This window comes from Embleya sp. NPDC055664 (assembly GCF_053618075.1).
This window is the reverse complement of the sequence record NZ_JBSHGZ010000002.1, coordinates 259,797-272,387: the sequence shown is the minus strand read 5'-3', so window position 1 is coordinate 272,387 and position 12,591 is coordinate 259,797. Positions and strand designations below refer to the sequence as shown.

The following is a 12,591-nucleotide window of genomic DNA, read 5'->3' as shown; positions in this document are numbered from 1 at the left end:
GTCGAACGTGGTGTGAAGGATCCGGTTGTGTGGTTTGGGTCGGTGCGCGTGCCGGTACGGAGGCTGTACGCACTGCCACGAACACGGGAGAGACCTGCCGATGGGCACTTCGGAACGCTACATGCGCGCGTGGGAGGGGTTCTGGGCCGAGAACACGGGCGAGCCGGGTGCGGCGTTCTGGGACGCGGACGCGGCGCTGACGGCGGCTCCGCACACCGAGTTGCTCGCGGCCCACGCCGATCCGACGCTGCCGATCGTCGACCTCGGCTGCGGCAACGGCACCCAAACCCGGTACCTGGCCGGGCAATTCCCTCGCGCGGTGGGCGTGGACCTGTCTCCCTCGGCCGTGGCACACGCCCGGCGCGCGGACCGCGACGCGGTGGCCGAGTTCGAACAACTGGATCTCACCGACCTGGCAGAGGTGCGGGGGCTCGGCGACCGGCTCGGCGAGGCGAACGTCTACCTGCGGGCCGTGCTCCACCAGAGCGATCCGGCCGATCGGGCACCCGTCGCGACCGCCGTCGCCCTGCTGCTCGGTAGGCGCGGACGGGGCTTCGTGATCGAGCCGACCGCCGCCGCGAAGGAGGTGCTCCGGCAGGTCGCCGAACGGCCCGGTGGAACACCGGAGAAGCTGCGCCAGGTCCGCAAGCACAACCTGCGCCCGGCCGAGGTCGCGCCGGGGGAATTGCCCGACCTGCTGCGCGGCGCCGGACTGGAGATCCTCGACCAGGGCCGGACCGACCTCGTGATGAGCGAGCGCCATCCGGACCTCAGCCCCGTCACGCTTCCCGCCGACTGGTTCGTGGTCGCCGTGACCGAGGACGGCCGACCGGTCGGCTGAACGAGAGCCGGCGGCGGTCGGAGCGGGCGCACCCCGGGCGGTCGAAGGCCACCACCCGTACGCCGGCACGGTTCGGCCCCTGCCATCCGCCGGGACCCCATTCCCGCATCAGCAGCGTGCCGCCACGACCGATGTCGCCGCGTCGTTCGCGGCACGGCGGCACGGGGCGGGCAGTGGATGCGGACCCCGGGGTCTCGGCTGCCGCGCTCACCGGTTCGCCACCTGGAGCTCGGGCGCGAGCGAGGAGAGGAACCGCGGCTCCCCGTCGGTGAACACGACCGTGTCGACGAGCGGGCCTCGTCTCCGCCCCCCGCGGGTGCGCGAGACGCGGCGCGAGCGGCCGGACGGCGCCCGCGCGGCGTGTACGGGTCAGCTTCGAGGCTGCCGGGTGGGCACCGCCTCCGGAGGCGGTTCACACCCCGGTTCGAGCCGGATCTCGCGCCCGCGCCAGCGCCGACGGAGCCAACGGTCGTGGCAGGCCACCACGATCGCCCCCGGCCCACTGCCCAGGGCGGCCTCCAGTTCGTCGCACAGACGGGGGGAGAGATGGTTGGTGGGCTCGTCGAGCAACAGCAGTTGGGGCGGGCGGGCCACCAGGAGGGCGAGGGCGAGCCGGCGCCGTTGCCCCACCGACAACTCGCCGACCGGTTTGCCCAGGTCCGAGGCGTGCATCAGACCGAGTGTGTCCAGCGGAACCCGCTCGGCCCGCGCCGCGCCCAGCGACAGCTCGTAAGTGTCGCGGACGGTGCGTTCGGGTCGTTCGAAATCGGTGTCCTGGGTGAGCAGTCCCACCGTCAACCCGGGACGCTCGCGCACCTCGCCCACGGCCGTGAGGCGTCCGGCGAGCACGGCGAGCAGCGTGGACTTGCCGACCCCGTTGCCGCCGGTGATCAGCAGTCGGTCGGTCGCCGACACCTCCAGGTCGATCGGGGCGAGCCGGCCAGGCACCCCCGCCCGCCGCAGGGACACCAGCGGCCGCGGGCTCCGCGTCGCCGGCGCCGCGAGGTGGGCGGCGAAGCGCAGGGGGCGCGGCGGCTCGGCGACCCGGTCGCGCTCCAGTTCCGCCAGCCGCCGGGTGGCGTTGCGCACCCGCCGGGAGATTTGGTTCTGCACCCGACCCGCGCGGCGACCGTAGCCCATTTTCTCGTTGTCGGTGGGCCCGCGGTCCGGTGCCACGCGGTGCGCGGTCACGCCCGCCGACCGGCGCAGGTCCGCCAACTCCTCCTGCTCCTCGGCGTAGCGCCGCTCCCAGCGCGCCCGTTCGGCGTGCTTTTCGGCCAGATAGGCGCGGTAGTTGCCTCCGTAGCGGACGGGGCCGTCCAACGCGGGGTCGAGGTCGATCAGGTCGGTACAGACGGCGTCCAGGAACGCCCGGTCGTGGGTGGCGATCACCACGGTCCCGGACAGGCCGCGGACCTGCCCCTCGAGGAAGGCCGCGGCATCGTCGTCGAGATGGTTGGTCGGCTCGTCCAACAGCAGTGCGGATGGCCGCCGTACGAGCAGCGCGGCCAGAGCCAATCGGGCGCGCTGCCCGCCGGAGAGCGAGCCGAGCCTGCGGTCGGGCGTGAGGGCGCCCAGGCCCAGGCCCGCCAACATCAGTGCGGCGCGGCGGTCGGCGTCCCAGGACTCCCGATCGCGAGCCTGCTCCAGCCGCTTCCCGTAGGCGTCCAGGAGAGTGTGCCTGCTCGCATCGTCCTCCGCGACGCGGGCCAACTCCTCGCCCAGTCGGTCCAGTTCGGTGAGGTCCTCGCGGGCTTCGCGCAGCGCCTCGTCCAGCACCGCGGCCGGGGTGGAGTCTGCGTCGAAGGGCATCTCCTGCCGGAGGTAGCCGAGATCGCCGGGGCGGGTGACGGTCCCCGAGTCGGCTTCGTCCACACCTGCGAGCACCCGCAGCAGGGTGGACTTGCCGACGCCGTTCTCCCCGATCAGGCCGATGCGCCGGCCCGGGGAGGCGGTGAGGGAGACGCCGTCCAGGACGCGTCGGCCGCCCAGGGAGAGGACGAGGTCGTGGGCGAGCAGAGCGGGCTGAGGCATGGTCGTCCGTCCGATGTCGTCGGTGGTCGACCCGCCGGGCATGGCGCCTCCGGCGCGCAAGCGACCTCGGAGACGGGAGTGCGGAGCCTGAACTCCGCCCGGCAGGTGCGGGAAACGGGGTACGACGAAAGCGGCCACGTCGGCGGCGCCTCTGGGGCGCCGGCCGGAGGCCGTCACATCCGGATCTCAGCCGGAGATGTCGTCTTCGCCCGCCACGTCTGCAACTCCTCGATGCCTCGAATGCCGATCGCCGGCAGCCTAGCAGCCCACGCCCCCGCTCGATCCGACCGGACACGAACACGCCCTGCCGGGGTACTACCGGTGTACCGCGCCTGGTTGTAGCGGTGGACGCGGGGCGCGGACGGTGTGGTGGATCTGCCGGCCGCGCCACATGCCCGGGAGCATCCACACAGCGGTCCCCAGGGACATCAGCGCGGTGATGGTGCGGCGTGCTCGGGTGCCCGGGTGTCCATAACGAGGAGCCGCCGGAGTGCCGTCGGGGTGTGGCCGAGATATTGGCGCATGGTTCGGCAGAGGTGGGCCTGGTCGGAAAAGCCCAGGTCGGCGGCGAGGGTGGCGAGGCTTTCCTCACCGGCGTCCAGACGGTCGAGGGCGCGGCCGACACGGACCCGGTTGCGATAGCGGGTCAGGGACACCCCCAGTTCGCGGGTGAAGGCGCGGCTCAGCCGGTAGGGCGAGGCGCCGAGGAGTTCCGCGAGCGGCAGCAGTCCTTCGGAAGCGGGGTGGGCCTCGCCGATCGCCCGCCGGGCCGCGGCGACGAGCGGCCCCTCGTCCCGGCCGGGGCGCGCGCCGGTCGGGACGGCTCCGTCGACGGCCTGTCCGACGGTGGCGGCGAGCAGTGCGAGAAGTTCCTCCGTCACGGCGTGGTCCACGTCGCCGGTGTGGGCGGAGGCGAGGACGCGACGGTGGGCCAGATCGAGGCGGGCGTCCACGTACACGCTCTGCCGGGCCGGGCGGGCGTCCTCACCGGCCAGGGTCCGCCACAGCGTGGGTGTCAGGCTGATCGAGGTGCACTCGTCGCCCCCTTCGGCCGGGTGTGCGAATCGCTCCTCCTCGCCCGGTACGCCGAGATACGCCACGGTCGGGTCGACCTCGGCCGGGATGCCGGCCGCCTGCCTCCGGAACCGGCCGCGCCGCACGAGCACCACCCGGTAGTCCGAACGCACCTCCGTCTGTGACCAGCGGGTGTGGTCGTCCCGGCAACTGACGGTGGTGACGCGGAAGTCGGGCCGAGTGGCGAGGACCGTGGTGGTGAGCACTGTCGAACGCTACGTCGCAGGTCCGACAGTCGTCCCGCGCAAGGATCTTCAAGACCGGGAACGGGCGTGCCAGGCAAGCTCGGCAATGTCGTACTCGACGCCGCACCACACTCGAGGAGTCGCCATCATGTCCGTTCTTGCGCAGATCAGCACCGTAGTCATCGATTGTGGTGACCCGATTCGGCTCGCCGAGTTCTACAGCAGGGTCACCGGTTGGGAAATCACCCACAGCGGCGAGGACTTCGCCTCCCTGGCCAACGGGGACCACCCCGGCCTGGCGTTCGTACGCGTCGAGGGCCACCGGGCCCCCGACTGGCCCCACGACGCCAAGCATGCCCACCTCGACCTCACGGTCGCCGACCTGGAAGAGGCGACCGACCGGATCCTCGCCCTCGGAGCGTCGAAGCCCGCGTTCCAACCCGGCAAGGACCAGTGGGTCGTCCTGACCGACCCGGAGGGGCATCCGTTCTGCCTGACCACCGGTTCCTGACAGGTCCCCCTACCGGAGAAGCGCACATGGCTCACGACGATGCGGCCCGCCGGGTGGCCTACGCGGTGATCGGCGGCTCGATGGCGCCGAAGCACCATCATGCCTCGATGCAGGTCCTCGCCGACGCCGAAGGGCACAGCCGTTTCGTCCGGACGATCGACGTGATGCCCGACGAGCTCGCCGGGGCCATGGGCGAGATGGCCGAGCAGGGCGCGCGCGTCATACGGGAGGCGCTGAAGGCCGCCCCGGTCCCGACGCGCGGGTAGAGCCCTCGCGCCGGGGGCCGGACCGAGGGAGTCGCGGTCCGGCCCCCGGCATTGCGACCACGGGTCACCCAACAGGGTTGATCGACCGTGGGGGATGCCACGAGGGTGGTCGAGCCTGTCGAACTCGTCGTACTCGACTGCGACGACGCGCCTTGCCCGCGCGCCGCCACCGGCCATCCCGCCTTGTCGCCATGGCAGCTCTCCCCGCTCGGTGGCACACGGTGGGGCGGTGTTCATGGTGGGTGGAGGCGGTGAGTCGGCTCGGTTGTGGGTGACTTCGGGGAAGCAGGGCGAGGGGCCGTTCCGGAGTTCGCCTCGGTCACCGCGCAGGTGAAGGTCGAAGAAGGCGCGTGGGTAGGCCCGTTGGTGCCATCGTGGCCTCGAGCCGTGTCGTCCATGCCGAGCGGGCGTTGTCACTCGATCGGGTCGGCCTTCGGGGATACGAAGCGCGCCGCCACGGATCGGCAGGAAGATCGTCCTCGGGCCGGTCCACGGCTCGTCGGAGCGCCGGATCCGTCCCGGCGCGACGTCACCGTCACTGCCGGGCCGTGTGTGCCGGGCTTCGTATGGAGGACAACCGTGATCTCGAACGTCAAGAAGGCCGTCGGCTCCCTGGTCATGGCGCTCGCCGCGGCGGCGTCGTTCACCGTCGCCGGACCGACCGGCACCGCCTTCGCCATCGACCACGTCGAATGCGTCGGCGGCGAGAACTTCCTGAAACTCTGGTCCCACCTCGACGGCCGGGAAAGCGTCGACTGCTACGCGAACGCCGGCAGGACCGACTTCGGCGGATGGTGGGTCGACCGGATCTCGACCGGCAACAACGACTTGATCTACTACGACGTCAACGGCGACTCCGTGAGGATCAACAGGTGGACCGACATCACCTTCCCCAACCGTCCCCCGCGCGTGAAGTCCATCCAGATCCTTTGAGCGCCTCGCGCGAGCCGAGACGCCGACGGAGTTCGACCATGAAGTCACACGCCGGCTCGTGGCGAGGCTTCGCGACGGCGCCGACAGGTCGTCAACCGTGCAACCCACGCGTCGTCCGGGCACGGGCCGGCTCGTGGGGGCAGAGGCCGTCGACCTGTTGAGGAACCTCGTCGAACGCATCGGCGCGACATCCGTACACCCGGCCCCGTCCCGTCCCCGACCGGCACCGCGGTGCCGGTCGGGGACGCGGAAATCGCCTGGGTGAACACAGCAAACCGGCTCCCGACCCATCCCAGGACACCCCGCCTCCGGGGAACAAGGACAGACAGCCCACGCCGGAGCCGACTCCGGACGGCCGCCACAAGAAGGACCCCAAGTAGGTGACCGACCCACTCGCGGAACGTCGCCGCATCCTGGACGAGGCGATGCGCACGCGCGGTGCGTGGCCCCAGGACGCCCCGTGGGTACGCGACGCGTTCGACGCGCTGCCCCGCCACGCCTTCGCGCCCGACCGTCTGTGGGACTGGGACGGGACCGGATACGTGCCCGTCGACCGCGGCGCGGCCCCGACCCGATGGGTCGAGCTCGTCTACGCCGGGCCCGACAACGCGGCCCTCACCGAGGTCACCGACGGCATCCCCTCGTCGTCCCTGTCGGCGCCCGCGGTCGTGGCGACCATGCTCGACTCCCTCGACGTCGAACCCGGCCACCGGGTCCTGGAGTTGGGGACCGGGACCGGCTGGAACGCGGCACTGATCGCCCACCGCGTCGGCGCCTCGGGACGGGTCACCAGCGTGGAGGCCTCGCCGGAACTCGCCGACGCGGCGGCCGGGAGGCTGGAGTGTGCCGGGGTGCGCGTGGACGTCGTGGTCGGCGACGGCGACCTCGGTCGGCCCGCAACGGCCCCCTACGACCGGGTGATCGCCACCTACGCCGTCGACCGCGTCCCCTGGGCCTGGATCGAACAGACCGTCCCCGGCGGCGACCTCGTCTTCCCCCTCGGCCGCATGGGGCACTTCGCCGTCACCATCGCCGACGACCATCGCAGCGCCCGCGGCTGGATGCACGGCCTCGCCCAATTCATGAACGCGCGCGACACACCGGCTCCCGCCGCCACCGTCCGCTCCTACACCCAGGTCCGCGCCGGCCGCCCGCCCGACGACAAGCGCGCCGTCGACCGCGACATCACCCCGCTGCACACCGACGTGAACCTGCTCTGGGCGCTGCGCATGGCCCTGCCCGACGTCGTCTACACCACCGACACCGACCAGGACGGCGTCAACGCCTGGATCCACGACGGCACCTCCTCCTGGGCCGTCGTCACCACCGGGCCCGACGGCGACGCACGCACCGAACAAGGCGGACCACGCCGCCTGTTCGACGCCCTCGAAACCGCCTGGGACGCCTGGACCGCGCACGGCGGGATCAGCCGCCGGCACCACGGCATCACCCTCACCGAACACGAGCAATACGTGTGGGAAGGCGACCCCGACACCGGCCGCCGCTTCCACCTCCCCGGTCCGGTACCCGCACACGCCTGAACCGCCACACCGCGACCGGGATCGACAAAAAGGGGTCAAATCCCGTCGGTGGCAAACGCGGTGTCGTCTTCGTCCGCCACGATCGCTCATGGGCGTGTGTTCGGACGCCGCGCCGCCGGACGCACACACCCGCGCGTCATTGGACGGGTGGGCTACGACCTGTGGCGGCGGCGCTTCCTTCCGAGAAGGCCACCACGCACCTGTCGTGAGGAGGCCATTCCCGTGCTTCGGCCCGATCCGGTCTCCGTCCGGCGCGGTTCAGCCCGAGCGGGCGAATCCGGGGACCTCGGTGTCCTGCGCGTCCGCACTCGCGGCAAGGTGCTCGTACTGGGCGAGTGCCAGGCCCAGGCCGAAGAAGGTGGGCGCCCATTCGCCAACGAAAATGCCCCAGCGGTCGGCGCGTTCCGCGTCCTCGGCCTTGTTGCTGACCAGCCACGACGCGAAGGTCAGGCCGATCGAACCAAGCGCTGCGGTGTACGCGTGCTCGCTTCGCAGGCCCATCTTGTACAGCTTCCTGATGATCACGACGTCCTCCGGGGTCGGCGGGGTGTGGTTTGGTCATTCGCTGCCCGGGCGGGCGCCGGGATTGTTCGTGGTCACGACCGGACCGTGTGCGGCTGCCGGCATCGGGGTTTGGGCCGCGGTCGCGGCGACGGCGCCCGACGTCCGCCCGGAGGTGATGGCTTCGCGGAACGTGTCCTCGCGGGCCGCCTGTTCGGGGTGCCGGGAGCGCCAGTAGGGATTGTCGTGCGGAAGGTTGCCGCTGACGCGCCCGTACAGGCCGAAGGTGAGCACCATCAGACCGACGCAGAAGCTGAAGATCACGTTGGGCATACGGAAGGCAAGGATGTTGGCGTCCCTGCCGATCAGCCCGAGATTCACGAAGCCGCTGAGGATGAACGAGGCCCCGACCATGATGTTCAGGGTCGAGGCCAGGTTCCCACCGATCACGGCGCCGGCGATCAAAATCGCGCCGACGACGACGGAGATCGTACTCAGCGCGCCATTGGTGCTGAGCCCGGCGACCCGTTCGCCGGAGGTGTCGAAGAACGTCAGCTGGTCGGCGAATCCCAGGGCGCCGAACACCAACAGCACCATGCCGGTGAAGCCGGCGCCGAAACGGTAGACATAGGCGAGCCGGTGGTCCACCGGCATCTCGTCGGACAACTTCACAACCGCCTCCAATGCGTGAGGCCCCCTACCGCAATGGTTCGCACCACCCGCCGCTTGCACAAGTTGCATCGTTAATGCATCGTTTTTTGGGACCTCGACCATAGAGCCATAGAGGGAGGCCGTTCTTTGTCCGAACCACCACCACCCACGAGCATCGGCCCCGGCGATCCCGAACAGGAGCTGGACCTGACGGCCGGCGCGGCCGCGAGCAGGCTCGGTGTGGCCGTCACCACCCTGCGCTCGTGGGACCGGCGATACCACCTGGGCGCGAGCCGGACCAGCGCCGGCGGGCACCGCCGCTACTCACCCGACGACATGGCCCGCCTCCGGCGCATGTGCGAGCTGGTCGCCGACGGCGTCCCGGTCGCCGACGCCGCCCGGGCGGTCCTCGGCAACGGAAAGGTCGGCCCGACGAAACAGCGCCCGGCCGGGCGGTCCGGAGGAGGTCACACCTTCGCCGTCGGTACCCGCGCAAGCCGTCAAGCGCGCGGCCTCGCGCGCGCCGCGATGCGACTGGACGGCGCGGCCGTGCACGACATCCTGGACCGGGCGATCACCGAACGCGGCGTCGCGGCCACATGGGAGGACCTGGCCCAGCCGGTGTTGTACGGGATGGGGCGCAAATGGGAAGGCGGGAGAGGCAATCGGGACCCGAACACGTACGTGGAGGTGGAGCACCTGCTGTCGGAGTGCGTGCTCGCCGCGCTGCACCGTGCGTGTGGCCGCAGCCATACGACCGAAGCACAGGGACCGTGCGCGTTCGGCACCCGCGGGGTGCTCCTGGCCTGCACGGACAAGGAACTCCACACCCTTCCCCTGCACGCTCTCAACGCCGCACTGATCGAGCGCGGGATTCCCACGCGCATGTTCGGCGCCGCTCTCCCCGCCGACGCCCTGGGCCGGGCGATCGCCCGCACCCGACCCTCTGCGGTTGTCCTGTGGTCCCAGAACCCCGACACCGCGGACGCGCGTTCCCTCGACCTGCTGCGCGACATCCCCGGCACCACCGTGCTCGCCGCGGGCGCGGGTTGGGACGCGACGCCGGCCCGCGGCACCGTCCGACTGACCAGCCTCACGCAAGCACTCGCCATCCTGACCCCGACCCGCCAACCGCACCGCCCGGCATCACGACGCTCGACCGGCAGCCAGACCACCGAGCCTTGGCACGAGCGAATAAACCGCGGGATCACGGCGTTGCCTGTCGTATGGAACGAACGAGGATCACCGTGATGGCCCGGCTGACCGCGAAGCCCGGGTACGAAGAGCAGGTCCGTGCACAGTCGATCTCGCTGGTCGAGCCGTCACGCGCCGAGGCCGGCAACGTGTCCTACAGCACCTTCAACAGCGCGACCGACCCGCGGGAGTGGGTCGTGGTGGAGGAATGGGAGAGCCGCGAGGCATTCGAGCGGCACCTGGCCAGTCCGCACATGCAGGAGGCCTTCACGGCCGGCGCCGAGTGGCCGGCCGGGCCGCCGGTCGACACGGTGATCGAGGGGTGAGCCACGGATCCCCTTTGCGGCACTGTCGAATAGTTCTCGGTTCTCGACCGCGTCGACCGAGTCCGGCCGGTACCGCCGGTCGGAACTCGGCGACGTAGTGGGGCCGGCACGGCCGCGGCGGTGACCGGCAACCCGGCTGCGGCGGCACCTGACCGCGCGGCGTGCGTCGAGGACGTACACGCAGTGGGTGTTCGAAGGGGCGTCTCCGTGGACAGGGAAGCCCTCGCCCTCACCCGTCCGTCGACACACGACGTACACGCGAGCCGGTTTGTACGTCGCGGCGCGCAGCATGCGCAGACGCTTGCGGACCGATGCGCGGATCGGTCGGCGGGGGTGAGGCTTGGCGGTATGCGACGAACAGGCAAAACTCCCAGGCGGACCGGGATCCGCTCTCGACAGGCGACCGGAGGGACGCGACGTGCGCGCGGTCGCGGCGTGGCCGCTGCCGTCGTGGCCCTGCTGACCTTGGCGGCCACGACACCGGCCGCGGCGTCCGGTGAGGCGACGGCGGGGCGCCGGCCCTCCCTTGCCGACCGGCTGGACGAGGACTCGGCGGCGCTCGTGGCCGCGGGTGCCACGGCCGCCCAGGTCCGGGTCGATGTCCCGGGTCTGCACCGGTCGTTCGCGGCCGGGCTCGCGGACGTTCCCGGTGGCGTGCCGATGACACCGGACGCGACGTTCCGGATCGGCAGCACGACCAAGACGCTCGTGGCGACGGTGATGCTGCAACTGGTCGGGGAGGGACTGATCGGGCTGGACGTCCCGATCGAGCACTATCTGCCGGGACTGGTGCCGGGCGGCGGTGCCATCACGGTGCGGCAGGTTCTGGATCATCGCTCCGGCCTGTACGACTACGTGTACGCGTTGGATGTGGGCACCGAGGACTGGTTCACGCACGGCCGGTTCCGGACCTAAACGGCGCGGGAGAAGCTTGCGGCGGGTATACGAATGCCGCCCTACTTCGCCCCCGGGACGGGGTACCGCTATTCGAACACCGACTACATCGTGGCGGGAATGCTGATCGAGCGGGTCACCGGGCGTACCTACGCGGAGGAGGTCACGCGCCGGGTGCTGCGACCCTTGGGGCTGCGGCACACGTCGTTTCCCGGGACGTCGACGGCGACCCCGGGGCCGCACGCGCGCACCTATGCCGAACTGGAGCCCGAGCCGCTCGACGTCACGGAATTCAACCCCTCGCAGGCGGGCGCCTCCGGGGAGGTTCTGTCCACCGGGGGCGACCTGAACCGGTTCGTTCGCGCGTTGCTCGCGGGCACGTTGGTGAGGCCGAAGCAACTGCGGGAGATGAAGGCCACGTTGGACACCGGTCTGCCCTGTCGCTATGGGCTGGGCCTGGAGTCGGAGGTGCTCGCGTGCGGGGTGACGGTGTGGGGTCATCCCGGTGGCGTTCCGGGATCCATGACGGAGATGTGGGCGACGGCGGACGGGCGGCGCAGCGTGTCCTGTCGTACAACCCGCTGGGGTTGAAGGCGAACGACGCGCAGCGCGCGGTGGTGGGCACCTTCCGCAGCAGTGCCTGGTCCTCGGCCACCGCCACGCGCAGCGGGCTCACGCGGCGGCCACCGGTTCGTCGATCGGCAGGCGGGCCAGGATCCGGAAGCCGCGGTCGGCGCGCGGCCCGGCCTCGAGCGTTCCGCCGCACAGGTTGACGCGTTCGCGCATGCCGGCCAGGCCGTGGCCGACGGCATGGGGGGTGTGGCTCGCGCGGCCGAGGTCGCTCACCTGGATCGCCAACTCGGCGGCGCCCCAGGTCAGGTGGATTTCGCACCGGTCGGTGCGCGCGTGTCTGATCACGTTGGTCAGCGCCTCCTGGACGATGCGGTACGCCGACAGGTCGAGCCCGGTCGGCAGGGGGCGGGGTGTGCCGGTGGTGGTGACGGTCACGCGTACTCCGGCGCGTTCGGTGCTCGCGAGCAGCTCGTCGAGCTCGCGCAGGCCCGGCGGCGGGTGGAGATGGCCGTCCGCGGTGGCGTCGGCTTCGCGCAGGACGCCGAGGAGGCGGCGCAGTTCGCGCAGGCCCTCGCGGCTGGTGGCGGCGATCGAGGTGAGCGTGGGTTGGGCCTGTTCCGGGCGGGCGGCGGCGACGTAGCCCCCGAGTTCGGCTTGGACCGCGATCAGGCTCATGCTGTGCGCGACGATGTCGTGCATCTCGCGGGCTATCCGCAGCCGTTCCTCGACCAGGGCGTGACGGGCCTGTTCGAGGCGCGCTTCGGCGGCGGCCTCGGCTTGCTCGCGCAGTCCCCGGTCGTACGCGCGGCGTTTGCGCACGGCCACCCCGATCGCCCACGCGGCCCCCAGACCCACCGCGTCGGGGATCAGCGTGGCGCCGGCGTTCGTCCACCCGGCGCCGCTGCCGTGCACGAAGAGTGCGGCACCGGCCGCCAGGGCGGTTTCGGCGAGCGTGCCCCTCACGTTGCCGGGGAGGTTCGCGGGCGTCCACGAACCGGGCGATCCCGAAGTCGAGGATCCGGGTACGACGGCCGCGTCGCATGCGAGGCGGCCGTCGTGTGCCGGTC

Annotated in this window: 12 protein-coding genes and 1 pseudogene; 8 read left to right on the top strand and 5 right to left on the bottom strand. The window is 71.6% G+C overall.

Annotation, left to right across the window (positions count from 1 at the left end; translation table 11 throughout):
* Positions 1-100 precede the first annotated feature (100 nt).
* The gene (locus ACWGR4_RS04350) at positions 101-841 is read left to right on the top strand and encodes a class I SAM-dependent methyltransferase (RefSeq protein WP_452128045.1); all 741 of its coding nucleotides are present in this window, start codon (positions 101-103) and stop codon (positions 839-841) included.
* Between the two features lie 369 nt (positions 842-1,210).
* Here the strand turns inward: ACWGR4_RS04350 and ACWGR4_RS04345 are convergent, their stop codons facing one another.
* Together ACWGR4_RS04345 and ACWGR4_RS04340 are read right to left on the bottom strand one after the other, a co-directional pair.
* On the bottom strand, positions 1,211-2,875 hold the full coding sequence (locus tag ACWGR4_RS04345; protein WP_452128046.1) for an ABC-F family ATP-binding cassette domain-containing protein: 1,665 nt from the start codon (positions 2,873-2,875) through the stop codon (positions 1,211-1,213).
* 428 nt (positions 2,876-3,303) lie between these two features.
* Complete coding sequence (locus tag ACWGR4_RS04340; RefSeq protein WP_452128047.1) at positions 3,304-4,155, bottom strand: helix-turn-helix domain-containing protein; 852 nt, start codon at positions 4,153-4,155, stop codon at positions 3,304-3,306.
* 127 nt (positions 4,156-4,282) lie between these two features.
* Between ACWGR4_RS04340 and ACWGR4_RS04335 the strand changes: the two genes are divergently transcribed.
* From ACWGR4_RS04335 to ACWGR4_RS04320, 4 genes are all read left to right on the top strand, one after another.
* Positions 4,283-4,645, top strand: coding sequence for a VOC family protein (locus ACWGR4_RS04335; protein WP_452128048.1), 363 nt, complete (start codon positions 4,283-4,285; stop codon positions 4,643-4,645).
* 26 nt (positions 4,646-4,671) lie between these two features.
* Positions 4,672-4,911, top strand: a complete 240-nt coding sequence (locus ACWGR4_RS04330; protein ID WP_452128049.1) for a hypothetical protein — start codon at positions 4,672-4,674, stop codon at positions 4,909-4,911.
* A gap of 618 nt (positions 4,912-5,529) precedes the next feature.
* Positions 5,530-5,844, top strand: a complete 315-nt coding sequence (locus ACWGR4_RS04325) for a beta/gamma crystallin domain-containing protein (RefSeq protein WP_380030466.1) — start codon at positions 5,530-5,532, stop codon at positions 5,842-5,844.
* A 380-nt stretch (positions 5,845-6,224) separates the two neighbouring features.
* On the top strand, positions 6,225-7,385 hold the full coding sequence (locus tag ACWGR4_RS04320; RefSeq protein WP_452128050.1) for a methyltransferase domain-containing protein: 1,161 nt from the start codon (positions 6,225-6,227) through the stop codon (positions 7,383-7,385).
* A gap of 258 nt (positions 7,386-7,643) precedes the next feature.
* Here the strand turns inward: ACWGR4_RS04320 and ACWGR4_RS04315 are convergent, their stop codons facing one another.
* Positions 7,644-7,886, bottom strand: coding sequence for a hypothetical protein (locus ACWGR4_RS04315; RefSeq protein WP_380006105.1), 243 nt, complete (start codon positions 7,884-7,886; stop codon positions 7,644-7,646).
* Positions 7,887-7,943: 57 nt separating this feature from the next.
* Positions 7,944-8,660, bottom strand: a complete 717-nt coding sequence (locus ACWGR4_RS04310) for a DUF4383 domain-containing protein (protein ID WP_452128051.1) — start codon at positions 8,658-8,660, stop codon at positions 7,944-7,946.
* Positions 8,661-8,684: 24 nt separating this feature from the next.
* On the opposite strand from ACWGR4_RS04310, the gene ACWGR4_RS04305 reads away from it, so the two are divergent.
* From ACWGR4_RS04305 to ACWGR4_RS04295, 3 genes and pseudogenes are all read left to right on the top strand, one after another.
* Complete coding sequence (locus tag ACWGR4_RS04305) at positions 8,685-9,788, top strand: MerR family transcriptional regulator (protein WP_452128052.1); 1,104 nt, start codon at positions 8,685-8,687, stop codon at positions 9,786-9,788.
* A complete protein-coding gene (locus tag ACWGR4_RS04300; protein WP_452134173.1) occupies positions 9,788-10,057 on the top strand; it encodes a putative quinol monooxygenase in 270 nt (89 codons plus the stop codon). The genes ACWGR4_RS04305 and ACWGR4_RS04300 overlap by 1 nt, the downstream gene beginning before the upstream one ends.
* A 348-nt stretch (positions 10,058-10,405) precedes the next feature.
* Positions 10,406-11,542 (top strand): annotated as a pseudogene (locus ACWGR4_RS04295) (serine hydrolase domain-containing protein).
* 81 nt (positions 11,543-11,623) lie between these two features.
* Here ACWGR4_RS04295 and ACWGR4_RS04290 read toward each other — a convergent pair.
* A complete protein-coding gene (locus ACWGR4_RS04290) occupies positions 11,624-12,487 on the bottom strand; it encodes a sensor histidine kinase (protein ID WP_452128054.1) in 864 nt (287 codons plus the stop codon).
* Positions 12,488-12,591: the final 104 nt, after the last annotated feature.